General features: G+C 65.4%; 19 protein-coding genes. 3 read left to right on the top strand and 16 right to left on the bottom strand.

Annotation, left to right across the window (positions count from 1 at the left end):
* Window positions 1-2 precede the first annotated feature (2 nt).
* From C8J98_RS01325 to C8J98_RS01370, 10 genes are all read right to left on the bottom strand, one after another.
* The gene (locus C8J98_RS01325; RefSeq protein WP_107910179.1) at window positions 3-1,883 is read right to left on the bottom strand and encodes a tetratricopeptide repeat protein; all 1,881 of its coding nucleotides are present in this window, start codon (window positions 1,881-1,883) and stop codon (window positions 3-5) included.
* A complete protein-coding gene (locus C8J98_RS01330; RefSeq protein WP_107911099.1) occupies window positions 1,880-2,860 on the bottom strand; it encodes a VWA domain-containing protein in 981 nt (326 codons plus the stop codon). Before C8J98_RS01330 ends, C8J98_RS01325 begins: the two co-directional genes overlap by 4 nt.
* On the bottom strand, window positions 2,853-3,335 hold the full coding sequence (locus C8J98_RS01335) for a DUF4381 domain-containing protein (RefSeq protein WP_107910181.1): 483 nt from the start codon (window positions 3,333-3,335) through the stop codon (window positions 2,853-2,855). The genes C8J98_RS01330 and C8J98_RS01335 overlap by 8 nt, the downstream gene beginning before the upstream one ends.
* Complete coding sequence (locus C8J98_RS01340; RefSeq protein ID WP_107910182.1) at window positions 3,335-4,255, bottom strand: DUF58 domain-containing protein; 921 nt, start codon at window positions 4,253-4,255, stop codon at window positions 3,335-3,337. The genes C8J98_RS01335 and C8J98_RS01340 overlap by 1 nt, the downstream gene beginning before the upstream one ends.
* Window positions 4,252-5,244 (bottom strand): MoxR family ATPase, encoded by a 993-nt coding sequence (locus C8J98_RS01345; RefSeq protein ID WP_107910183.1) that lies wholly within the window; start codon window positions 5,242-5,244, stop codon window positions 4,252-4,254. The genes C8J98_RS01340 and C8J98_RS01345 overlap by 4 nt, the downstream gene beginning before the upstream one ends.
* Window positions 5,245-5,381: 137 nt before the next feature.
* The gene (locus C8J98_RS01350; RefSeq protein WP_107911101.1) at window positions 5,382-7,619 is read right to left on the bottom strand and encodes a type IV pilus secretin PilQ; all 2,238 of its coding nucleotides are present in this window, start codon (window positions 7,617-7,619) and stop codon (window positions 5,382-5,384) included.
* Window positions 7,620-7,638: 19 nt separating this feature from the next.
* The gene (locus tag C8J98_RS01355) at window positions 7,639-8,166 is read right to left on the bottom strand and encodes a pilus assembly protein PilP (protein WP_107910185.1); all 528 of its coding nucleotides are present in this window, start codon (window positions 8,164-8,166) and stop codon (window positions 7,639-7,641) included.
* On the bottom strand, window positions 8,166-8,813 hold the full coding sequence (gene pilO, locus C8J98_RS01360) for a type 4a pilus biogenesis protein PilO (RefSeq protein ID WP_107910187.1): 648 nt from the start codon (window positions 8,811-8,813) through the stop codon (window positions 8,166-8,168). Before pilO ends, C8J98_RS01355 begins: the two co-directional genes overlap by 1 nt.
* Window positions 8,810-9,568: a PilN domain-containing protein gene (locus C8J98_RS01365; RefSeq protein ID WP_107910189.1), complete on the bottom strand. Its 759-nt coding sequence runs from the start codon at window positions 9,566-9,568 to the stop codon at window positions 8,810-8,812. The genes pilO and C8J98_RS01365 overlap by 4 nt, the downstream gene beginning before the upstream one ends.
* Window positions 9,568-10,626: a pilus assembly protein PilM gene (locus C8J98_RS01370; protein WP_107910191.1), complete on the bottom strand. Its 1,059-nt coding sequence runs from the start codon at window positions 10,624-10,626 to the stop codon at window positions 9,568-9,570. Before C8J98_RS01370 ends, C8J98_RS01365 begins: the two co-directional genes overlap by 1 nt.
* 237 nt (window positions 10,627-10,863) lie before the next feature.
* On the opposite strand from C8J98_RS01370, the gene C8J98_RS01375 reads away from it, so the two are divergent.
* The gene (locus tag C8J98_RS01375) at window positions 10,864-13,440 is read left to right on the top strand and encodes a penicillin-binding protein 1A (protein WP_107910193.1); all 2,577 of its coding nucleotides are present in this window, start codon (window positions 10,864-10,866) and stop codon (window positions 13,438-13,440) included.
* A 31-nt stretch (window positions 13,441-13,471) separates the two neighbouring features.
* The gene (locus tag C8J98_RS01380; protein ID WP_107910195.1) at window positions 13,472-14,131 is read left to right on the top strand and encodes a hypothetical protein; all 660 of its coding nucleotides are present in this window, start codon (window positions 13,472-13,474) and stop codon (window positions 14,129-14,131) included.
* A gap of 137 nt (window positions 14,132-14,268) precedes the next feature.
* On the opposite strand, the gene C8J98_RS01385 is transcribed toward C8J98_RS01380, so the two are convergent.
* The 4 genes from C8J98_RS01385 to glnE form a co-directional block, all read right to left on the bottom strand.
* Window positions 14,269-15,564: a citrate synthase gene (locus C8J98_RS01385; RefSeq protein WP_107910197.1), complete on the bottom strand. Its 1,296-nt coding sequence runs from the start codon at window positions 15,562-15,564 to the stop codon at window positions 14,269-14,271.
* A gap of 268 nt (window positions 15,565-15,832) precedes the next feature.
* Entirely contained in the window at window positions 15,833-16,078 is a 246-nt protein-coding gene (locus C8J98_RS01390) for a type B 50S ribosomal protein L31 (protein ID WP_046966218.1), read from the bottom strand.
* Window positions 16,079-16,274: 196 nt separating this feature from the next.
* Window positions 16,275-17,207 (bottom strand): nucleoside hydrolase, encoded by a 933-nt coding sequence (locus tag C8J98_RS01395; RefSeq protein WP_107910199.1) that lies wholly within the window; start codon window positions 17,205-17,207, stop codon window positions 16,275-16,277.
* Between the two features lie 50 nt (window positions 17,208-17,257).
* Window positions 17,258-20,146 (bottom strand): bifunctional [glutamate--ammonia ligase]-adenylyl-L-tyrosine phosphorylase/[glutamate--ammonia-ligase] adenylyltransferase, encoded by a 2,889-nt coding sequence (glnE, locus tag C8J98_RS01400; RefSeq protein ID WP_107910201.1) that lies wholly within the window; start codon window positions 20,144-20,146, stop codon window positions 17,258-17,260.
* A 126-nt stretch (window positions 20,147-20,272) separates the two neighbouring features.
* Between glnE and C8J98_RS01405 the strand changes: the two genes are divergently transcribed.
* Window positions 20,273-22,165 (top strand): LTA synthase family protein, encoded by a 1,893-nt coding sequence (locus C8J98_RS01405; protein ID WP_107910203.1) that lies wholly within the window; start codon window positions 20,273-20,275, stop codon window positions 22,163-22,165.
* A 153-nt stretch (window positions 22,166-22,318) separates the two neighbouring features.
* Here the strand turns inward: C8J98_RS01405 and groL are convergent, their stop codons facing one another.
* Together groL and C8J98_RS01415 are read right to left on the bottom strand one after the other, a co-directional pair.
* The gene (gene groL / locus C8J98_RS01410; RefSeq protein ID WP_107910205.1) at window positions 22,319-23,965 is read right to left on the bottom strand and encodes a chaperonin GroEL; all 1,647 of its coding nucleotides are present in this window, start codon (window positions 23,963-23,965) and stop codon (window positions 22,319-22,321) included.
* 60 nt (window positions 23,966-24,025) lie between these two features.
* Window positions 24,026-24,319 carry a co-chaperone GroES gene (locus tag C8J98_RS01415; protein ID WP_046968171.1) on the bottom strand — a complete coding sequence of 98 codons (294 nt, stop codon included), beginning with the start codon at window positions 24,317-24,319 and terminating at the stop codon, window positions 24,026-24,028.
* Between the last annotated feature and the right edge of the window lie 165 nt (window positions 24,320-24,484).

Genomic DNA, 24,484 nt, shown 5'->3' on the forward strand with positions numbered 1-24,484 from the left:
CGTCACTCCTCCGGTTCGGCGCCGTGACGACGCTGGTATTCGAGCATGAATTTTCTCCGCAACAGGCCACCCGGATCGTCCGGTACGCGCATCAGTGCGCGGCGCACGTCGGGCGGCAGCTTCGAGGAAGCGTCTTCGGCAGAGATCTCACCGAGGTCGTGTTGCTTGTCGTCTGTCGGCTTGCCTTGCTTGCCGGCGAGTGCCGCATCCATCTGCTGTTTCAATGCGGCCTGCGCCTGTGCCGCCTGCTGGCGTTCGGCGGCCGACTTGGCCTCCGCCTCGCCCTGAGGCGCTTGCGACTTGCCTGCCTCCTTGCCCTTGTCGCCTCCCTCGCCTTCGCCGGTCTTGTCCTGCGAGCCCTGCTGGTCCTTCTGCTCGCCTTTGCCATCGGCGCCCGGCTGCTGGCCCTGTTGGCCTTGTTGACCCTGCTGATCCTTACCCTGGCTCCCCGACTGGCCCTCCTTCTTGTCCTGCTTGCTCTTGCCGTCTTGCTTGCCGTCGTTTTTTTCCTGGTCCTGCTGTTTCTGCTTCTGCAGGAAGTCGGCTACCGCCTTCCGGTTCGCGGCGGCATCGGCATTGGCAGGATTGGCTTTCAGCGCGCGATCGTAGGCGGCGATGGCGTCTTCGTAGCGCTGCTGTTTAGCGAGGGCGTTACCGAGGTTGTATTGCGAATCCGTGTCCGTGCCGTGGGCGAGTGCGGTCTCCGACGCCGTGTAGTCTCCCGCCCGGTACGCCGCCGCGCCACGTAGGCGATTGCTTGTAGCCAGTGCCTGCGCACGCTTCGCATCGCCATCGGCGAGCGCCTTCGCAGCCTGCTGCTCGCGCGTGCGGAAGACGCCCGTAAGACCGTCGGCATGGACGGGCGCCGTGGGCAGCAACATCAGCGCCAACACGAGCAACCATCCGCGTCGAAACGCCAGCGCCACGATCGGCAGCAGCGGAAGAAGCAGCCATGGGCCGCGGTCCTGCCATTGGCCCGACATCGCACCGGTGACGGCCTTGCCCTCGCCGTCGCCATGCAGTGCCGAGGCGAGCGCGGCCACGTCCGACTGGTCGTCCGTGGTAGTGACATAGCGACCGCCGCCAGCGGATGCGACGGCGGCCAGCGATGCGTCGTTGCGAGGCGCCATGACGATCGCACCCTGCGCGTCCTTGAGAAATCCACCATCGTCACCGGGGACGGGACCGCCTCGTGGCGTGCCCAGGCCGAGAACAGACACACGGTCGCCGGCCGCGCGTGCGCGCGCCGCGGCGCCCGCCGCAGCGGCGTCGGCGTGGTCGGTCACCAGCACGATCGAACCACCCCGCGCGTCGGCGTGGCGAATCAGGTCGGCGGCCATGTCGATCGCCTTGCCCGGATCGTCGCCGGCCACGGGCATGGTGTCCGGGGCGAGCGCGGTGAGCAGGTCGTCCACGCTGTGTGCGTCCGTGGTCAGCGGAGCCACGGTGAACGCTTCGCCGGTATAGGCGATCAGGGCGTTCATTCCGTCGCGGTTCGCTGCGTAGAGTTCGCGCACTTTGTAACGTGCGCGACTGAGTCGATCCGGAACGACATCGTGGGCAAGCATGTGCGGCGACATCGACACGACGACAACCTGGGCGGCGCGCTCGGCGAACAGTTGCTGCGATTGCCGGTCCCACGTGGGTCCGGCCAGAGCAAGTACGGCCAGCGCGGCGGCAGCGACGAAGGCGAGCACGGGCGCGCGCGATGCAGCGGGTTTCCCGTCGAGCAGATGCGGCAGCAGCAGCGGATCCGCCAGACGCGCCAGCACGCGGACTTCCGAGGAACGCCTGCCGACCAGCCATGCAAGCACGGGCACGAGCACGAGCAGCCAGAGCCAGCGCGGCTCGATGAAATGCAGCTGGCCCAGCCATGCGGTCATGCGACCGACCTCCGCCCGAGGTAACGCGGCAGCGCGGCAATGGCGAACAGGACAAGCGAGGCCAGCAAGGGCCAGCGAAACAGTTCGTAACGCGGCCTGAGGGCGGCGCCCTGCTGGGGCACCGGCTCGAGTGCATCGATCGCACGATAGGCCTGGGCGAGTTCGTCGCTGTCCGTAGCGCGGAAAAAGCGGCCGCCGGTCTGGTTGGCGATGTCCGTGAGCATGGACACGTCCAGGTCGGCGGACGGATTCACCACGCGACTACCGAAGAAATCCGGCACACGCATCGCCGTTGCGCCGATGCCGATCGTATAGACGCGAACGCCAGCTGCCTTGGCGGCGCGTGCCGCCTCGCGCGGCGCGATGGATCCGGCGTTGTTCACCCCGTCAGTGAGCAGGACGACGACGCGCGCCTGCTCGGGCATGTCGGCAAGGCGCTTGACCGCCACGGCCAGCGCGTCGCCGATGGCGGTTTCGCGCCCGGGCAAGCCGACCACAGCGCCATGCAATTGCGCACGCACCGCATCCAGATCGTAAGTCAGAGGTGTAACCAGGTAAGCCTGCGAGCCGAACAGGATCAGACCGAGTTCGTCACCCGCGCGGCGATCGATGAAGTCGCCAGCGATCGCTTCGACCGCGGCAAAGCGCGTGACGTTGCGGCCGGCGAGTTCCATGTCGTCGAGCGACATGCTGCCGGACAGGTCGACGGCGAGCATGGTCGCGCGTCCGCTGCGTTGCTGGGGCTCCGGCGGCCCGAGCCACTGCGGCCTCGCCGCCGCGGTCACCAGGCAAAGCCAGGCAAACGCCAGCAGCAGGGTTGCCGCGAACGGCGCGCGCGTCACGGCCGCCGCGACCAGTGACAGCCCCGGCTGCGGCAGGTTCATCGCCTGCGCGGGCTTCAAGGGGCGCAACGCATGGCGCAGCAGCCACGGCAGCGGAAGAGCGGCAAACAGCCAGGGCCATGCAAAGTCAGGCAACGACATGCGACGACCCCCTTCGCCACGCCACGCGTACCCAGGCTTCGACGTCTTGCGCGGTCGGCAGCACGTCGAGGGTCGCCTCGGGACGGTAGATGGCGTCTTCGATGGCGGCCAGGCGATGGATGTCCTGCCGGGGTGACAGGGTTGCCAGGGCATCGTGCCAGGCCACGCCCTTCAGCACCACGCTGTGCGGATCGCGCGTGCGGGCGACGCGACGCAGCAGCTGATTGGCGGCCGTGGCGAACGCCGCGACATTTCCGTCTTCCACATAGCGCGCGGTCGCGTCGCGCAGGTCGCCCAGCGCGGCGTCGACACGACGATGCCACGCTGCCCGGCGACGAAGGAAAAATACGCCTGCGACGATCGCTGCAACCAGCAGGGCGAGCAGGACCCACCACCCGGGCGCGAGCGGCCACCACATCGACACCGTCGGCACGTGGATATCACGGAGTTCGGGGCCGGCCTGCGGCATCAACGTGCCCTCCCCGTGCCAAGCAGCGCGACCACGGCATCGAGCGGGTCGGCGCTGGTATCGACCGTGCGCTGTCGCAGGTTGAGTCCGGTGGCGAGTGCGGACAGCCTGCGCACGCCCTCACCGAGCGTGCGAGCGAAGTCCACCCGCTGGCGCTCGCCCTGGAGGACGACATCGTAGTGCATGCCACCATGGGCAAACGGGTAGCGGCCTGCCGGCGGCTGGGCGAGTTCGAGCGGGTCCGCGACATTGAGGATGGACACTTCCGCCTTGCCGACCAGACCGAGCATGCGTCCGTGTGCGGCAGCGTCGACGGCGAAGCCGTCGCTGACCAGAAGCACGCGGGAGGCACCATGCATCAGGCGGCCAGCGCGCTGCAGTGCCGACGAAAGTGTCTCGTCCGCGCCCGGTGGCAGGGCATCCCAGGCGGCGATCGCGCCGGCCACGGCGAGCGCTCCGCGTGTTCCGGCCTGGGGACGAAGGAGCTGACGCTGGCCGCCGAACACGAGCACGCCGACGCGGTCGCCGCCACGCACCGCGTACCAAGCGGCCATCGCCGCAGCATGCGCCGCCTGGACCGATTTGAAGCGCGTGCGTGTACCGAAGCGCATGCTCGCGTTGCTGTCCAGGAGGATCAGGAGACGGCCTTCACGCTCTTCCTCGAAGAGTTTGGTATGTGCGACGCCACTGCGTGCTGTCAGTCGCCAGTCCATGCGGCGCACATCGTCGCCGGCCTGGTAGACGCGGGATTCGGCGTAGTCCATGCCGCGTCCGTGCAGCCGTCCCGGCCGCTGGCCACTGCGTGGTACGCGCGAGACCACGGGCGGCGTGGGTGCACGCGCCACGCGCGCGCGCAGCGCGATCAGTTCGGGCAACGACACGTGGACGCGCCCATCCGGGATGGGGACGACGGCGCTCACGGCAGCGGGACGAGATCCAGCAGGCGAGCGATCACCGAATCGATGCGCACGCCTTCGGCCTCGGCCTCATAGCTGGGTAACACGCGGTGACGAAGCACCTCGTGAGCGATCACGTGGATGTCTTCCGGTATGACGTAGTCGCGCCCGGCAAGCCAGGCATGCGCACGAGCGCAGCGGTCGAGTGCGATCGTTGCGCGCGGACTGGCGCCCCAGGCGATCCAGCGCGCAAGCTCCGGCCCGTATTTCGCCGCATTGCGTGTCGCGACGACCAGTTGCGTGATGTAGAGCTCCAGCGGTGCGGCCATGTGCACGGAAAGCACCGCGTCACGCGCGGCGAAGACATCGGCTGGTCGTAGCACGTGTGCCGGTGGTGACACCGGATGCATGGCTTCGCGAGCCTGCTCGCGCGCGAGGCGGAGGATCGCCAGTTCGGCGTCGGCGTCCGGATAGCCGATGGTGACATGCATGAGGAAGCGATCGAGCTGCGCCTCAGGCAGGGCGAACGTACCTTCCTGCTCGATGGGGTTCTGCGTGGCCATGACCATGAACAGATCGGGCAACGGCCAGGTGCGGCGCCCGATGGTTATCTGCCGCTCGGCCATGGCCTCGAGCAGCGCCGACTGCACCTTGGCCGGCGCGCGGTTGATTTCGTCGGCCAGGACGATGTTGTGGAACAGCGGCCCCCGCTCGAACTCGAAGGTGCCGGTCTGCGGGCGGAAGATATCCGTGCCGGTGAGGTCGGCCGGGAGCAGGTCGGGAGTGAACTGGATCCGGTGGAAATCCGCCTCCACGCGGGTCGCCAGGGCCTTGATCGCCGTGGTCTTGGCCAGGCCGGGCGCGCCTTCGACAAGCAGGTGGCCGTCGGCGAGCAGGGCGATCAGCAGGCATTCGACCAGGTGCGGCTGACCGATGATGCCGCGGGACAGTTCCCCACGCAGGCGGACGAACGCTTCCTGGAGGGGCGTCGTGGCAATCGGCAGCTCGGACATCGGGGGCTCTCGTGCGGGTAGAGGGTCGATGAGACCACAGCGGACCGCAGAAGTTTAGGGCCGGGAGTCATCCCTGGCCTTGGGCGCAAAAAAAAGGGCGGCCCGGAGGCCGCCCTTTTCATTCACTACGATCGCGATTAACGCAGGGAATCGGAGAGGATTCGCGGCGTTACGAAGATCAGCAGCTCAGCCTTGTTGTTCGTGCGGTTCGTGCGGCGGAACAGCACGCCCAGACCCGGGATATCGCCCAGACCCGGCACCTTGTCCGTCGTATTGGACTTGGTGATCTCGTAGATACCGCCCAGGACCACCGTCTGACCGTTGTCGACCAGCACCGAGGTGTTGATCTCGCGGGTATCGATCGAGGGCACGAAGCCACCGCCCGGCGAGGGCGTCTGGCTGGCCAGCGCGTCCTTCTTGACGTTGATCTTCAGGTATACGCGGCTGTCGGCCGTGATCGTCGGGGTGACGCGCAGTTCGAGCACGGCGTCCTTGAACTGGACCGTCGCGTTCGTTGCACCACCGCCCGAGCTGGAGGCCTGGTAGGTCACGTAACCGATCTGGGTACCCTGCTTGATCACCGCTTCCTGCTGGTTGGCGGTGATGACGCGGGGGCTGGAGATCACTTCGCTGCGGCCTTCGGTCTGCGCGGCGGACAGCTCGAGGTCAACCATGTAGTTGGCACCGAGGATAGCCAGGCCGATGCTGCCCGCAGGATTTGCGACCGGCAGGTTGACGTTGTAGCCACCCGGATAGGTGATGAGATTGGATGTATCCGTGCCAACGTTGAGGTTGTGTACGTTGGTGGCAAGGCCGGCGGCACCGGTGCCGCCGCCGCCCGCCGTGCTCGTGCCACTGCTCAGATCAGGCGTCGTGCTGATGACCTGACCGCTCGGGTTCGTGCGGAACGCCTGGGCACCCCAACGCACACCCAGCTGGCGGGTGAACTGGTCGGTCGCCACCACGATGCGCGATTCGATCAGCACCTGCTGCACCGGACGGTCCAGCGTGCCGATGAGCTCACGCAGGTCGCGGATCTTGTCCGGCGTGTCGTTGATCAGCAGCGTGTTGGTGCGGTCGTCGAACGAGACGCTGCCGCGGTTGGAAAGGAAGCCGCGCGCCGTCTGGCCTGCACCGCCGCCGCCCGACGCCTGCATGCTGCCCGAGGTCAGCAGCTTGGCGATGTCTTCTGCCTTGCCGTAGCTGATCGGGATGTAATCGGAGACCAGTTCGGCGGTGTCCTGGGCCTTCTGGCGCGCATCGGCCAGGTTCTGTTCGTAGGTGGCCAACTCGCCCTGGGGTGCAATCCAGATCACGTTGCCGCTGCGACGCTTATCGAGGCCCTTCGCACGCAGGATCACATCGAGTGCCTGGTCCCACGGGGTGTTGACCAGACGCAGGGTGACGCTGCCGCCCACGGTATCGGAGGCGACCAGGTTGAGCTTCGCTTCATCGGCGATCAGCTGGAGAGCCGAACGCACCGGGATATCCTGGAAGTTGAAGGTCAATCGCGAACCCGAATAGGTCGGCTCCTGACCCTTGGCGGCCTTTCCGGTCGGCGCGACAACCTTCTTCGCCGCCACTTCGATCACGTACTCGGTACCGCTCTGGTAGGCCGACGTCTCGATCTCACCCTTGGTGCGGATGTCGAGGCGGGCGCCGCCCGCGGAGGCCTTCGATTCGATCGACTGCACCGGCGTGGCGAAGTCGAGCACGTCGAGTCGCTGGGCCAGCTTCGCAGGCAGGCTGGAACCGGCCAGGCTGACGATGACGTGGTCGCCTTCACGATGCATCTCGGGCGTGGAAGCCGAGCTGCCCAGGGTTACCAGGACGCGACCTTCGCCATTCGGCCCACGGCGGAAGTCGATGTTCGACACCGGCGTACCGGCACTCGAGGGCAGCGCCTTGGTCGGGTCGGACACGGTGGCCGTGGTCGTCGTCGCACCGGTCGGGCCGTTGTTCACGGTGACGATGAGGTTCTTGCCCTCGACACGCGTGCGGTAGGCCGATTCGCGGAACAGCTCGATGGTGACGCGGGTGCGCCCACCGGCGGCTACCACCGAAACACCGGCCGTGGAGCCTTTGCCGATGTCGATGTGCCGGCTGCTGAACCCGTTGGTCGTGTCAGCCAGGTCGATCGCGATACGAGGCGGATTGTTGGTCGTGAAGACCTTCGGGTCCGGCGCGGTTTCGGAGAACGCGAGGGTCAGTTCGATGCGCCCCCCGGGCTGTGCGTCGTAGCTGACATTCTGCAGGGCGTTTGCTGCCGATGCGCTGCCTGCGAACACGCCGGTGAAAGCGAGCGTGGCGCCGAGCACCCAGCGGCGCGCGCGATGGCGCGCGCTACCCGGCAGATGATGGAAGTTGGTCGTCATGTGCGTCATCCCCGAGTTCTTATTTTTCGCCGACCGCGATGCTTGCCGGACGCTCCATCCACCCGCCCTGGCCATTTGGCACCAGTTCGACCAGATCGATCCGATCCTCCCCGACGGCCGTAACGCGACCGTAGGCCTGCCCCATGTATTCATTGCGGTGGATGCGATGGATCACCCCACCCGGATCTTTTACGAGTGCTTCGAGACTGGAACCAGCACCAACCGTGCCAACCATCTTCAGGGTGTCGAGCGAGAACATCTCGAGCGGCTCCTTGGGACGGTTTTCATCCGGCCGCGGACCTGACGATACATTCGTGTCCATTTCAGCCGTGCTGGGGCTGAAGGGATCGCGAGCACCCTGGTCCTGGTAGGCAAACGTCTCGAACGTGCGAATGACCGGGAGGACCGGAATCGGCTCTCCCTTCTTGTGCTTCTCGGCGTCGACCCACTCACGCAGGTCCGACGTACCCTTCGTGCAACCGACCAGTGCCAACGCGACGAACAGGACGGAAGCGACGGGCCGCAGCTTGGTGTATGTGGCGTTCATCACTTGGCCCCCTTGGCCGGCTTGGCCGGGGTCGCGGTCTCGTCGTCTTCCAGGTAGCGATAGGTCTTCACCGTGCCCTGGAGCACGAGCTGGCCGGAGCCGGTGCCGTTCTTGTCGGCGACCTTGGGCTTCAGCGACACATCGTGCAGCGTCAGGATGACAACGCGCGGCAACGACGCCACGCCGCTGATGAACGTACCGAACTGGTGATAGGTACCGACCATGCGCAGCGTGATCGGTTTCTCCGCGTAAAAGTCCTTCGGCGTTTCCGGACCCGGCTGGAACAGCTCGGTCTCGATACCCGCAGCGAGCGCCGTCTGCGAGATATCGATGAGCAGCTCGGGCATTTCCGTCCTGCTGGGCAGCTGACGCAGCAGCGTGCGCAGCATGTCCTGCATTTCGGTTAGCTGTTGCTCGAGGGCTTCCAGGTTGGCGGACTTGGCCTGTTTCTGGGAGAACTCGACCTTGAGCGAGTCCTCTTTGGTCTCCGCCGAAGCGAGGTCGTCCTGTTGCGAGCTGATTTCGAAGTACCAGCCAGCCAGCACGACCACCGCGAACAGCAGGACGGTGAAGAACAGCTTGATCGCCTTCGGCCAGCCGCCGACGTTATGGCGATCGAGGTTGCGCAGATCGTCAAAGAACTTCATGGCTTGGCTCCTGCCGTGGTGGCGGAAGCCGGGCGCGGTGCAGCGGCCGGAGTGGCAGCCGGAGCCGCAGCGGCGGTCGTCGTACCGGTAGCGGGCTTGCCGACCACGGCTTTCGCCGTATCGGCCAGCGGGGCCGGAACGGCAGCCGCGGCGGGCGCCGAGGCCGGAGCAGCCGTACTGGAGGACCCAGCGGGCGCGCCGTCCGGCGTATCGCCCGGATCGTTCAGGCGGACGTCGAGGCCGAACACATAGGGCATGCGCGAGGCGTCATGCGTGTTTTCGGTCTTGCGCAGGTCGGCATGGCCCATCCAGGGCGACGCTTCGATGTTGCGCATGTACTCGGCCACGCTGGAGTTGGACTGCGACACGCCGTCGAGCGACATGGAATCGCCCGACTGCTTCATTCCCGCCAGGCGTGCGCTCGAGGGGATGGTCTTCACCAGTTCGTCGAACAGATGGACCATCTGCGAACGGTTCGCCTGCAACTGCTCGATGATCTGCTTGCGCTGGAGCAAGCCCGCGCGAACCTTTTCGAGATCCTTGATCTTGGCGATGCGGTCGTCGAGCTGCTTGATCTCGCCCTGCAGGTACGTATTGCGTTCGGTCTGGTTGTCGATACGCGCGTCCATCCAGAAAGACCAGGCGATCAGCACCACGAGAGCGGCGCCAAAAGCCATGCCGAGCTGGATGTAGAACTCGCGTTCGCGCAGCTTGCGCCGCTCGGCGCGCCAGGGAAGCAGGTTGATATGTGCCATCAGTCGAAGCTCCTCATGGCGAGGCCGACGGCAATCATCAGCGCGGGCGCGTCCTGGGCCAGGGTCTGGGCCTGGACACGGCTGGAAAGCGCCATGCGGGCCAGCGGGTTGGCGACGACGCAGGGCACGCTGAGCTGCTGCTCGAGCAGCTCCGTGATGCCTTCGATCGAGGCACAACCACCAGCCAGGACAACCTGGTCGACGCGGCTGTACTCGCTACCGGCGAAGAAGAACTGGAGCAGGCGGCTTACCTGCTGGACCAGCGACTCCTTGAACGGCTCCAGCGCCTCCATCTCGTAGGACTCGGGCAGGCCGCCCTTGCGCTTGGCCCGACCGGCTTCCTCGTAGGAAAGGCCATAGCGACGCATGATCTCGTCGGTGAGCTGCTTGCCGCCGAAGACCTGCTCGCGGGAGTAGATCGTCCGCTGGTTTTTCAGCACGGCCAGGGTGGTCATGGTGGCGCCGATATCGACGACCGCCACCAGGGCGTCCCGGGAGACCGCCAGCTGGTCCGCCACCATGGCGAACGCGTTCTCCATGGCGAAGGCCTCGACATCGACCACCCGGGCGGTGAGTCCGCCAAGGTCCAGCGCGGCGATGCGCATGTCGACGTTCTCGGTCCGCGAGGCGGCGAGGAGGATGTTGTTCATCTCGGGGTTGTCGCGAACCGGCCCGACGACCTCGAAATCGAGGCTAACTTCCTCGATCGGGTAGGGAATGTACTGGTTCGCCTCGACCTGGATCTGACCTTCGAGGTCATCCTCCGAGAGGTCGGCCGACATGGGAATGATGCGGGTGATCACGGCGGAGCCGGCCACGGCAGCAGCGCCGTGTTTGAGCTTGGATCCGGATCGGGCCAGTGCCCGCCGAATAGCCTCACCCACCGCTTCGACCTCAACGATGTTCTTTTCGACGACGGCATTGGGCGGCAGCGGCTCGACGGCATAGTGTTCGACGCGATAGCGCCCACCTGCCTGACTGAGCTGCAGCAGCTTTACTGCGGTCGAACTGATGTCGACGCCTATCAAAGGCGCCGCCTTGGGTGTAAAGAGCCCCACGTTGTCCCCCTTCCCCGCGCCTTTGTCGGAATTGGTCTTCGGCGCGAAGGCATTAGATCTAAAACTTAACGGATTGGCAACGGGCGAAATCGACCCTTACCGGCACTAATTCACAAATCCTGTCACTGGGTTAGCGAAAACCCTTCAGAACCGGTCGAGCGTCCCCCAGCCCTTCGCCTCCCCGGCTTGGCTCTATACTCCGCCACGACCCATACGGCGGCGGCCCCTTTCCCCTCCATGCGAATCCTCAAGCGTCTGCTGCGCATTGCGCTGTACCTCGCCCTGGCCGGCATCCTTTTTGTAGCAGGCGCCATTGGCGTCGCCTACTGGCTGCTGGCCCCGCGACTGCCCTCGGTCGCGGTCCTGCGCGACTATCACATGCAAGTTCCGCTCCGGGTACTGAGCTCGGACGGGCGGCTGATCGCCTCGTTCGGCGAGACCCGACGCATTCCCGTGCACATCGCCGACGTACCCGCACGCCTCAAGAATGCCGTGTTATCGGCCGAAGATGCCGATTTCTATAGCCATCCGGGCATCGACTGGCACGGCATCGCCCGCGCCGGCATCCACGTTATCGTCTCCGGGGGCGACAAAGGCCCCGGCGGATCGACGATCACCCAGCAGGTGGCGCGCAACTTCTTCCTCAGCCCCGAAAAGCTGTATTCGCGGAAATTGACGGAAGTATTCATTGCCCTGCGCATGGAAAACGAGCTCACCAAGGACCAGATCCTCGAGCTCTACATCAACAAGATGTTCCTGGGCCATCGCGCCTACGGCCTCGCCGCAGCCGCCTCCTACTACTACGGCAAGACCCTCGATCAGTTGACCGTGGCCGAATGCGCGACGCTGGCGTCGACCTTCCAGCTGCCGTCGGTGGTCAACCCCCTGAACAATCCCAGGCGGATGATTGCCCGTCGCGACTGGGTGCTCGGGCAGATGCTCTCCAACCGCTTCATCACCCAGGCGGAGTACGACGAGGCCATCAAGGAGCCGAACGACGCCTTCCCGCATGAACAGCAGATCGAGGTGGACGCGCCATACCTTGCCGAAATGGTGCGTCAGCAGGTCCTCGAGAAGCTGGGCAACGACGCGCTCACCGAGGGCTACGTGGTCCACACGACCGTACCCAGCGACAGCCAGGCGGCGGCCAACGATGCGCTTCGCGGGCGCTTGTCCGCCTACGACCGGCGCCACGGTTACCGCGGACCGGAAGGCCATGAAGAGCTCCCTGCCCAGGCTGGCCCCGAGGACTATGACCGCGTTCTCGCCGGCTACACGAGCGTGGCGGGCATGATGCCGGCCATCGTCACCGAAACCGGGGCGAAGGAGGCGACGGTGTACCTGTCCGCGAAGGAGTCGGCGACGCTGAGCCTGGAGTCGATCGCCTGGGCCCGGCCCTACGTGAACGAGGGCCGCGCGGGCGCGGCGCCGACGCGTGTCGATGCCGTCCTCAAACGCGGGGACGTGATTCGCCTCATCCGTAGCGAGAAGGACGATATCAACGAAGACGCGAAGGCATCCGACACCGCGAAGGCCACGACCGAAGCGAAGCCCGATTCAGGCAAGGGCGCCTGGCACCTGACCCAGATTCCCGCTGTACAGGCCGCCCTGGTCTCGGTCGACCCCGAAGACGGTGCCGTCCGTGCGCTGGTAGGTGGTTTCAGCTTCCTTCGCTCGAAGTTCAACCGTGCCGTGATGGCGGCACGCCAGCCGGGTTCGAGCTTCAAGCCTTACCTGTATTCGGCCGCCTTCGAGCGGGGCTTCACACCAGCCTCCATCGTCAACGATGCGCCGGTGGCCTTCCCCGATCCGTCGCGCCCCGATGGCATGTGGACGCCGGCGAACGACGACAACAAGTTTGCAGGACCGATGCGCTTGCGCGAGGCGCTGGTGCAGTCGAAGAACCTCGTTTCGGTCCGTCTGCTCGATGCCATCGGCGTGCGCTATGCCCGCGAATACATGACGCGCTTCGGCTTCACGCCGGACGCCCTGCCGCAGAACCTGTCTCTCGCCCTCGGTACCGCATCGGTCTCGCCGATGAGTATGGCGCGCGGCTACGCCGTCTTCGCCAACGGCGGCTACCTTGTCACGCCGTACTTCATTGCACGCATCGACGACCGCGACGGCAACCCCGTCTATGTCGCCAACCCGGAGCGGGCCTGTGCGGATTGCCAGGAGCGCCTGCTCAACCCGACGCCGGCCGGGCCGCCGACCCAGCCATCCACCGCGCTCATTCCGGCCAGGCCGGCGGCAGTCAGCAGCACCGGCGGCAACGGTACGGGCGACGCCGTCCTTCCCGCGGATGCGCACGCCGACCAGACGAAGCTGCCGAAGCTCGCACCCCATGTCATCGACGTACGCAACGACTACCTCGTGACCTCGCTGATGCAGGACGTGATCAAGCGCGGCACCGGGTCGGCGGCACGCGCCCTGGGCCGTGACGACCTCGCGGGCAAGACGGGCTCGACCAACGATCATCGCGATGCCTGGTTCGTCGGCTTCAACGGCGATGTATCCACGGCCGTCTGGGTCGGCTTCGACGACTTCAGCTCGCTTGGCCGTGGCGAATTCGGCGCCAAGGCGGCACTGCCCATCTGGATGGACTACATGGGCGCCGTACTGAAGGACAAGTCGCTGCACACGCTGGCCATGCCTCCGGGCATCGCCACAGTACAGATCGACCCGGGCTCGGGCCTGCCTTCACCGGGCGGAATGAACGAAATCATGAAGGTCGAGGACGTCGACCGTCTTCGCGAACAGGCAGCGCAGAAGCAGCAGGAGGAACAGCAGGACCACGCCTACGACATCTTCTGACGTACACATACACACCACACGGGGGTGAGTCATGGCACGAGGCGAGCACCATAAGATCCACGCACAGGACCGGACGCAGCGTCACCGCGCCCTTGTCGCCCAGGAAGCGGCGCGCCTGATGAGTGAACACGGCATTCGCGACTTCCATCACGCGAAGATCAAGGCGGCCGAGCGACTCGGCATCGCCGACGCACAGGCCCTGCCCCGCAACAACGAGATCGAGGATGCACTGCGTGAACACCAGCGCATCTTCAAGGCGGATTCCCAGCCCCAGGCGCTGCGTGCCCGACGCGAAGCGGCCGTTGAAGCACTGCGCTTCCTTCGCGGATTCGACGCGCGACTGGTGGGTGCCGTGCTGGAAGGCACGGCCGACGAGCATTCGGCCGTCTGCTTGCATGTCTTCAGCGACGACCCGGAAGCACCGGTGCTGTTTCTCCAGGAGCAGGGCATCCCACTGGAGACGCAGACACGGCGCCTGCGTTGGTCGGGCAATGAGCAGAGCGAACATCCTGTACTGCTGTTCGGCGCCGACGGAATACCGTTCGACCTGACCGTGCTGCCACTGGATGCGCTACGCCAGGCACCATTGGATCGCGTGGACGACCGACCGATGCGCCGGGCGACCGCGCCAATGGTGCAGGCATTGCTGGCTGAGGAAGACATCGAAGCGTTCAACGCTTCCGCCCTGTAACGCGCTCTGTAGGAGCCGATTCATCGGCGATAGCCCGTTTCCCGCAACCGGGTTATCGCCGCTGAAGCGGCTCCCACAAGGACCCTCCGAAGCATTCTCACAGGTCAAAAAAAACCCCGCTTTCGCGGGGTTTTCTCTTAGCGCTTGTCGCTCGGAGCGTAGTCGCGAACGTCGGCGCCGGTGTAGATCTGGCGGGGACGACCGATACGTGCTCCCGGGGTCTCGTGCTGTTCGATCCAGTGCGAGATCCAGCCGGAGGTACGCGCGATGGCGAACATCACGGTGAACATCTCGGCCGGGATGCCCAGTGCCTTGTAGATGATGCCCGAGTAGAAGTCGACGTTCGGGTAGAGCTTGCGCTCGACGAAGTAGTCGTCCTTCAGTGCGGCCTCTTCCAGCTTCATGGCGACATCGAGCAGCGGGTCGTTGACACCGAGTTCCTCGAGCACCTTGTGGCACATCTCGCGGATGATCTTGGCGCGCGGATCGAAGTTCTTGTACACGCGGTGGCCGAAGCCCATCAGGCGGAAGGAATCGTTCTTGTCCTTCGCGCGCTTGACGGCGGTCTCCACTTTGTCGGCGGTACCGATCTCACCGAGCTGCTTGAGCACGGCTTCGTTCGCGCCACCGTGTGCCGGACCCCAGAGCGCGGTAATACCGGCGGCGATCGACGCATACGGATTGGCACCGGTCGAACCGACCAGACGAACCGTGGAGGTCGACGCGTTCTGCTCGTGGTCGGCGTGCAGGATGAACAGCAGGTCGAGCGCCTTGGCGACGACCGGATTCAGTTCCAGCGGCTCGCTCGGCACTTCGAACATCATGTGCAGGAAGCGGGTGACATACTCGAGGTTGTTACGTGGATAACGCGTCGGCCAGCCGATCGAGTGACGGTAGATGGCTGCGGAGATCGTCGGCATCTTCGCGATGAGGCGGATGGCGGCGAGCTTGCGGTCTTCCGGGTTATCGACGTCGAGCTTGTCGTGATAGAACGCCGACAGCGAGGCGATCGAGCCGGCCAGCATGGCCATCGGGTGCGCGTCGTGGTTGAAACCACGCAGGAAGAACTTGAGGTTCTCGTGCATCATCGAGTGATGCGTGATGTCGTGCTCGAACTTCGCGAACTCGGTCTTGTTCGGCAGTTCGCCATTGAGCAGCAGGTACGAGGTCTCGAGGAAGGTGGACTTCTCGGCGAGCTGCTCGATCGGGTAGCCGCGGTACAGCAGGACGCCCTTGTCGCCATCGATATAGGTGATGGCGCTCTTGGTGCTGGCGGTGCTGCCGTAACCCGGGTCGTAAGTGAAGTAACCGGTGTCCTTGTACAGCGTGCCGATGTCGACGCACTCGGCGCCGAGCGTGCCGCCGATGACCGGCAGTTCGCTCACGGGCTTGTTGGATTCATCGACCAATTTGACGGTTTTGGCGTCGGACACGGCGAGCTCCTCTTTCTCTCTGTACCCGTTCCGCCAGGGGCTGGCGAAACGTAGCGATGTTGGGAAAAACGACCCCGGGGGAGAGGTGTCGTACCGGCCGCCACGTGCGGCCGAAGTTCCCCATTATCGCACAGAGGCTATTCAAACGTCCGTTGGCCGGCGTCCGGATCGCACACGCAAAAAGACACGGGGCAAGCCTTGGGCTCGCCCCGTGTCTGTCTATCCTCGCGAAACGCCACCCCGCAGGCGGCGCGCGGATCGAACCGTTTTACTTCTGGCCGTAGCGCTGACGGAACTTGTCGACGCGACCGCCGACGTCGAGCGTCTTCTGCTTGCCGGTATAGAACGGGTGCGAGTGGCTCGAGATATCGAGCTTGATCACCGGGTATTCGTTACCGTCTTCCCACTTGACCGTTTCCTTGCTGGACATGGTCGAACGCGTCAGGAACGCGAAATCGGACGACAGGTCCTGGAAAACGACGGACTGGTACTTCGGATGGATGTTCTCTTTCATGTCGTGACTCTAAGAATTAGCGGGGTGAAAAGAGCGGCATTGTAACCAGCAGGGTCCCGGACATCAAGTCGGACCCGTCTGGGCAACCACCTGTGGGACTGCCTGGCCGTGTGGGAGTCGCTTCAGCGGCGATGGGTGCTTGCCGAAGCCCGGCCCGCTGCCGCGGGATCGCCGATGAATCGGCTCCCACAGGGGATTACGCCACACCGAGCGCCCCGGCTATCAGGCGGCCAAACCGTTCCTGATCCACCTCGAGCACGATACGGGCGTTCGGTTTGCCGCCCAGCCGGCCGTGCCAGTCGACCACGGTCGCCCCACGGGTGAGCCGGCCGTCCAGTTCGATGGCCACGTGGCGCGTTTCGGCACGGGTGACCATGTCCGGATCCAGTGCCACGGCCATGGCCAGGGCGTCGGCGGCGATAAAGCCCGTCCGCTCGTGCTCGGCGTTGAAACGGCGCGCCGTGGCAAAAATTTTCTCAAAGAAGGAAGCCCGGACGTCGCCCGACGCGACCCAGCCGTCGTACGCCTCGTCCGGGAAAGCGTGGCGCACGGTCGCTTCCCAGTCGACCAGGTCGAACATCCCGAATGCCTCGAAGACCACATGCGCGGCCTCCGGGTCGAACCCGATGTTGAACTCGGCCGGGATCTTGCCTGTATTCCCATGCCCGGTCACCGCGCCACCCATGACGACGAGGCGCTTGACGCGCTGCGGCAGCGCGGGATCGAGCCGGACCGCCAGGGCGAGATTGGTCAGCGGACCGAGGGCGACCAGCGTCAGCTCGCCCGGACGCGCGCGCGTCAACCGGATGAGCGCCAGCGCCGCGTGCTCGGCTTCGACCGGATGCGTCGGCTCGGCGAAACCCACGTCGCCGAAGCCGTCGGCGCCGTGGACGAAAGCTGCATCCTCATCCGGTGCACGCACCAGAGGCGAGGGACAGCCACCAAACACCGGCGTGCTCGCGCCAATCAACTCGACCAGCGTGCGCGCATTGCGAACCGTATGACCCAGCCCGACGTTCCCGGCGGCGACAGTGAGCGCGGTCACGTCGGCGTGCTCGTGCGCCATGAGGATGGCGAGCGCATCGTCCACGCCGGGGTCGGTGTCGATCAACAACGAGGGTCGGGTCATCGCAGGTCAGGTCCGTGAACGGCCGGACAGCATAGCGCCGGCCGGCCGGTTCAGACAGCCTGCGACGACGTAGCGTCGGCGCCTTCGAGGTCGAAACCCAGCTCTCGCGCCACCTGGCTCACGCCGACGCAGGCGGCATCGAGGGCCGGCGTGCGCTGCGCGATGCGCGATCGCAGGTCCAGCGTACAAGCCAGGCCCATCTGCAGAAGATCGGCATGCGCCACATGCAGCGTGTCGGCCTGGGCCTGGGTAAACAGACCCGCCGAACGCAGTGCATCGATCAGCGCACTGCTCGCCGTCGTGTCCAGCAACGCCGGATGCTCCGCCGCGCTCGCCAGCACCAGCCCCTGCAACAGGAACTCGATATCGATGAGGCCGCCCACGCCCTGCTTGATGTCGAGGCGCGCGGCGTCGGAGCGATCGCGCTCGGCGCGCCAGCGTCGGCGCATCGCACTGACATCGGCGATCACCCGCGTCGCGTCACGCGGGGCGGAAAGGATCTCCCGACGGATATCGGCGAGGACGCCACCCAGACGCACGTCACCGGCCACCGGACGCGCACGCAGCAGTGCCTGGTGCTCCCAGGTCCACGCACGATCGCGCTGATACGCCTCGAAGGCATCGACGCTGGCGACGAGCAGACCCTTCGAGCCGTCCGGCCGCAAACGGGTGTCGACGTCATACAGCTTGCCGGCGTGTGTCTGCGCACTCAGCCAGTGCATCACGCGCTGGGCAAGGCGTTGATACCAGCGCGTCCCGTCCACCGGTCGCGCACCGTCGCTCATCGCATTGGCGAGCTTGCCGTCGTAGACGAAGACAAGGTCCAGGTCAGAAGCGAAGCCCAGCTCCTCGCCGCCCAGGCTGCCGTAGCCCAGCACGGCAAAACCGCCCCCGTCGCCGGGCAGCCGTCCGTGTTGTGCAGCCAGCTCGCGTGTCGCCAGGGCGAGCACGGCGGCGACCACGGCCTCGGCCAGACCGGCGAGTCGGCGGGCGGTGGCCGGGGCATCGGCACGGCCATCGTTGAATGCCAGGCCGAGGCGAAACGCAATGCTCGAGCGGAACTCGTTGAGACGCTCGAGTTCGCGCTCCGCATCGCGCTCGTCCAGCGTACCCAGGGTGCGCGCGATCTCCACGGAAATATCGGCGCGTTTCAGTGGAAGCTGGTCGATGCGCGGATCGAGCACGTCGTCCAGCAACAAGGGCTGGGCGATCACGCGCTCTGCCAGGAAGGCGCTGTCGGAGAACACACTGGCGACGCGACGACGCGCCTTCGGTTGTTCGTCCAGCAGCGCCAGATACGAGGATCGCCTCGCCACGGCCTGCACCAGGCGCACCATGCGCAGCAGGCTTGCGGAGGGCGATGAGCTCGCGCGCGCGGCGCCGATGAGTTGTGGCATGAGCCGCTCAAGGCGCTCGCCGGAGCGGGCGGACATGGACCGTACGGCGGCGGCCTGCGGAAGTTTCGTCAACTGCTCCGCGGCGTCGGCGCCCGCGGCGAAACCCGAAGCCTCCAGCGTCGCCGCACTGAGCGAGCCATCCCGTGCAGCCGTCCACAACTCGATATCGGCGACGGGTGCCGTCGCGGTCTGCCCGGCCTCCGGCACGAGGACGGCGGCGAATTCCGCGGACACGGCAGCGCGATGCGCGGCCAGTTCCACGGCCAGGGCCTCCCACGAGGGATAGTCCAGCCCCAGCGCCAGCCTTTCGCGTGAAAGCTCGTCATCGGGAATGTCGTGCGTCTGTGCGTCGCGCAGCATCTGCACGCGGTTTTCCACGCGGCGCAGGAACAGGTACGCCGCACGGAGAAGCTTGGCGCGGGCGGTCGGAATGTACCCGCGCGCCTCGCACGCGCGCAGCGCTGGCAGCAACCCACGCACACGCAAGGCGGGATCGCGACCGCCGCGGATCATCTGGGTCAGCTGGACGACGAATTCGATCTCGCGAATGCCGCCGGGGCCCAGCTTGAGGTTACCGGCAAGATCCTTGCGCGCCACCTCGGCGTCGATGAGCGACTTCATCTCGCGCAGGCCCGCGAAGGCCGTGTAGTCGAGATAGCGCCGGTAGACGAAGGGACGCAGCATGTCCTGCAGCTCGCGCCCGGCGGCGCGATCGCCGGCGACAGGACGCGCCTTGATCCACGCATAACGTTCCCAGTCGCGACCTTCGCGCTGGTAATACTGTTCCATGGCTGCAAACGGCAGCGCGAGGCGGCCGGCATTGCCGAACGGACGCAGCCGCAGGTCCACGCGCGCGCAGATGCCGTCAACTGTCGGCTCCGCAAGAAGTCGCACCAACTGGCGCGCCTCGCGAATGAAATACTCGCCATTGTCGAGCGATCGCGTGCCATCGGTATCGCCGGCGGACGCGTAGGCGAGGATCAGGTCGATATCCGACGAGAAGTTCAGTTCATTGCCGCCGAGCTTTCCGAAACCAACCACCACCATGCGCTGCTCGACGCCGGCGCTGTCGCGCGGACGACCGAAGCGGGCGTGCAGGGAGTTCTCCGACCAGCGCAAAGCGGCACTGAGCAAGGTCTCGTAAAGCGCACTGGTCGACGACAGCGTTTCGTCGATGTCGTCGAGGCCGTTTACATCTCGAAACACCAGGCGAACGGCCTCTGCATGACGAAACCGACGCAGCATGGTCATGCAGCGATCTTCGTCGGCCGGCAAATCCAGCAGACCACCGCGTGTCGCTGCGTCCGCGCTGGCACGGAGACGCTCCAGACCGGCCGGTGCCAGCAGCTCCGGTTGGCGGCGGAATACGTCGAAGGCGAAGTCCGAAGCCAGCAGCGTCCGGCGGATGCGCTCGGCGACGCCCGCATCGTCGTGAACGGGAATGCGGGCGGCCCGGCATGCCGCCATCACGTCGGCATAACGGTGGTCGATCAGTGCGCGTAATTCGGGGCTTTCGCGCGGAGCCGGCGTGGATGCATTCATGAGGTGATCATTGTGCCTGAAGCGTCAACTTACGAAGAATCGTAGAAAAGTCCGCTGACAACTGATTCATGTCCATTCCGTTACAGTCCTTAGCCCCACCGGGATTGAACGCGGAAGTCGGCTTGTATGGCTAGCGAATCGAAAACCTGGCGTGACCGTGCGGGGCGCATCGCGCTCCCGCTCGTGACGGCGCTGATGTTCGTCCTGCTCACCGGACTCATCGACGGTAACCCCGGCGTGGGCACGGACCAGTGGATGGCCCGCCCGGGTCACCTGATTGCCAACGCCATGCCCGGCCTGATGCTGGCCACTCTCCTGCTCACCCTTACACGACGCACCTGGCTCTCCTTCGGTGTCGCGTTCCTTGTCCAGGGCATCGTATTCGCGGTAAGCGCGATCAAGATGAAAAATCTGGGCACGCCGTTGTTGCCGGCGGACTTCGGACTGGTCGGGCAATTGAGCAATGGCGGCCTCGCCCTGCTTTCGGGATACCTGCCGCGCGACATCGCCCCCTACCTGGCCATTGCGGCGTTGATCGCCGTCGTGGTCCTGCTCGTGCGTTACGAGCCCACCGTCTTCGCGCGCCGCACCTACGGGCGCCGGATCATCGCCACCTTTGCCCTCGGCACCCTTTTTGTCACTCTCTTCGCGGGCACGCCAGGCTGGGCGAAAATCTACAACGGTCAGCGCCTGGGCATGATGCCCTGGTCGCCGTCGGAGAATGCCGGATACAACGGCGTCGTCTCCAACCTCATGCAGTTCCACCTGCAGGCCTCGCGCAACAAGCCCAAGGAGAATCCCGGGGCCGCGCTCCAGCTCATCGGCGACAACGACGCCGCCTTGCGCCAGCACATGGCGCAGGCCGCGCAGCATACGAGGCAGCCACCGGACATCGTGATCATCCAGAGCGAATCGTTCTTCGATCCGTCCTCGGTGAATGGCTACGACGAGGATGTCGCACCCAACCTGCACCGCCTCACGCAGGAAGGCAGTGGCGGCGGCCTGCATGTGCCGACCTTCGGCGGCGGTACCATCCGCACCGAGTTCGAAGTGCTTACAGGCCTGTCGCTGCGCTACTTCGGCAACATGCGCTATCCATACCTCGACCTGCACAACCAGGTGGTGCCCAGCATGGTTCGCGCGCTGCGGTCGCATGGCTACGAAACCGTGGCCTTGCACGGACACAATCCGAATTTCTGGAATCGCCCGGCAGCGTTCAAGGCCATCGGCTTCGATCGCTTCGTCTCGCGCGCCGACTTCCCCGCGAATGCGAAGAACGATGGAACCTACATGGCCGACAGCGCCATGACCGACGAGATCATGGCGCAACTGCCCGACGCCGGCCCGTCACGCCTTGTCTTTGCGATCAGTATCGAAGCGCACGGGCCGTACGACGGCGCCGACAACACGAATGTCGCCGAGCGCGATGCCATTCCCGTCCCGGCAGGCGTCGAGGGAAAGGACAAGCTGGAATGGCAGAATTACGTCTACCACATGCATCACGCGGACGCCGAGCTCGGTCGGCTCGCTGACCTGCTCGCGAAACGCGAGCGCCCGACCATCCTACTGTTCTACGGCGATCATCTCCCCGCACTGACCAACACCTATAACCACGCCGGCTTCCGCGACGGCCAGTCGTTCGATACGCAGATGGTCCCGTGGGTACTGGTCGACGCCCACAACGATGGCCCTCCAACGGTACATGGCGACATGGCGTCATGGATGCTTCCTGGCCTCGTGCTGGAACGCGCCGGCATCCATGACGACGCCTACTTTGCCCTGACCCAGGTACTCGGCAGCTCGCTCGCTTCGCTCACCCGCTCGCCGGACGCCAACGCGGCACCGGAAGACGCGGGCACGAAACAGACCGATATCTCCATGGGCAACATCGCCCTGCTCCGCCTGAAGAACAAGCTTGATCCGCTGCTGGTCCGTTATGCGCTTCCTGACGCAGGCATCGACGTTGCCCGCCAGGCTGGCGGCGCCGAGCACGAGGCTGAAGCTGGTGCTGGCCAGTAAGTAGTCGCTCTATGTGGGAGCCGCTTCAGCGGCGATGGCCAGATCATCGCAACCCCATCGCCGGCATAGCCGGCTCCCACAAAGGGCCGAACCCCCAACAAAAAAAGCCCCGCTTTCGCGGGGCTTTTCGTAGTACGAGCCGAAGGGCTGGACTTAGAAGTCCATGCCGCCCATGCCGCCCATGCCACCACCGCCACCACCGTGGCCGTGGCCGTCGTCCTTCTTCGGCACTTCCGTCACGGCCGCTTCGGTCGTGATGATCGAACCGGCAACCGACGCGGCGTACTGCAGTGCCAGGCGGGTGACCTTGGTCGGGTCCAGGATGCCGAAGGCGATCATGTCGCCGAACTCGCCGGTCGCGGCGTTGTAACCGTAGTTACCTTCACCGGCCTTGACCTGGTTGACGATGACCGAAGCCTCTTCACCGGCATTGGTGACGATGGCGCGCAACGGAGCTTCCAGCGCGCGACGGGTGATCGCGATGCCGACGTCCTGGTCCGAGGTCTTGCCCTTCAGGCCTTCGAGCGCCTTCAGTGCACGGATCAGGGCGACGCCGCCGCCCGGGACCACGCCTTCTTCGACGGCTGCGCGCGTAGCGTGCAGGGCGTCTTCGACACGGGCCTTCTTTTCCTTCATCTCGACTTCCGTCGCGGCGCCGACCTTGATGACGGCAACGCCGCCGGCAAGCTTGGCAACACGCTCCTGCAGCTTCTCACGGTCGTAGTCCGACGAGGTCTCTTCGATCTGCGCCTTAATCTGGCCGATGCGCGACTGGATGAGCGTGGCTTCGCCGGCACCGTCGATGATGGTGGTGTTTTCCTTGGTGATCACGACGCGCTTGGCATGGCCGAGGTCGTTGATCGTGGCCTTGTCGAGCGCCAGGCCGACTTCCTCGGAGATGACCGTGCCGCCGGTGAGGACAGCGATGTCTTCCAGGATGGCCTTGCGACGATCGCCGAAGCCCGGCGCCTTGACGGCGGCGACCTTGACGATGCCACGGATCGTGTTGACGACGAGGGTGGCCAGGGCTTCGCCCTCGACTTCCTCGGCAACGATCAGCAGCGGCTTGCCGGCCTTGGCGACGGCCTCGAGCACCGGCAGGAGCTCACGCACGTTGGAGATCTTCTTGTCGTGGATGAGGATGAACGGGTCGTCCAGTTCAACCTGCTGCGACTGCTGGTTGTTGATGAAGTACGGCGACAGGTAGCCGCGGTCGAACTGCATGCCTTCGACGACGTCGAGCTCGTTCTCGAGACCCGAACCTTCTTCAACCGTGATCACGCCTTCCTTGCCGACCTTGCCCATCGCCGTGGCGATGATGTCACCGATGTTCGCATCGGAGTTGGCCGAGATCGTGCCGACCTGGGCGATCGCCTTGTCGTCGGCGGTCGGGTTGGAGAGCTTCTTCAGCTCCCCGACCGCAGCCGTGACGGCCTGGTCGATACCGCGCTTGAGGTCCATCGGGTTCATGCCGGAGGCAACCGCCTTGAGGCCTTCCTGGACGAACGCCTGGGCGAGGACGGTCGCGGTCGTCGTGCCGTCGCCGGCTGCGTCGGCCGTCTTCGAGGCGGCTTCCTTGACGATCTGGGCGCCGATGTTCTCGTACTTGTCGGCGAGTTCGATTTCCTTCGCGACCGAAACGCCGTCCTTGGTGACGGTCGGGACGCCGAAGCTCTTCTCGATCACGACGTTGCGGCCCTTCGGGCCCAGGGTGACCTTGACCGCGTTGGCGAGGGTGTTGACACCCTTCAGCATGCGGGCGCGGACGTCTTCGCCGAAGCGGACTTCTTTCGATGCCATGGTCTTTGAATCCTTAAATGTTTAGTAGGTGAGATCGGGAGGAACGGGGCGAGCGAGCGCTCAGCCTTCCAGGACCGCCACGATGTCGTCTTCCTTCAGGAAGACCAGGTCTTCGCCGTCGACCTTGATTTCCTGGCCGGCGTACTTGCCGAACAGGACCACGTCGCCTTCCTTCACACCCATCGGGCGGAGCTGGCCGCTGGCCAGGAGGAGACCGGTACCGGCAGCGAGGACCTTGCCACGGGTGGGCTTCTCGGTGGCGCTGTCCGGGATGACGATGCCACCGGCGGAAACGCGCTCTTCTTCGAGGCGCTTGACGATGACGCGGTCGTGCAGCGGGCGCAGTTTGCTCATGACTTCTCCAAACATGTGTTTGACGGATAAGGAAAAAGGTCCACCCTGTTAGCACTTGCTCAGGGTGAGTGCCAGAATTTTAGCCCTAAGCTTTCCTGATTCGGAAGAGCTGTGGTTGCTCGACAGATGGCGGCGGGACGAAACCGTTCAAGGCCCCGGGTTCAA

Source organism: Luteibacter sp. OK325 (assembly GCF_003050935.1).
Lineage (GTDB): Bacteria > Pseudomonadota > Gammaproteobacteria > Xanthomonadales > Rhodanobacteraceae > Luteibacter.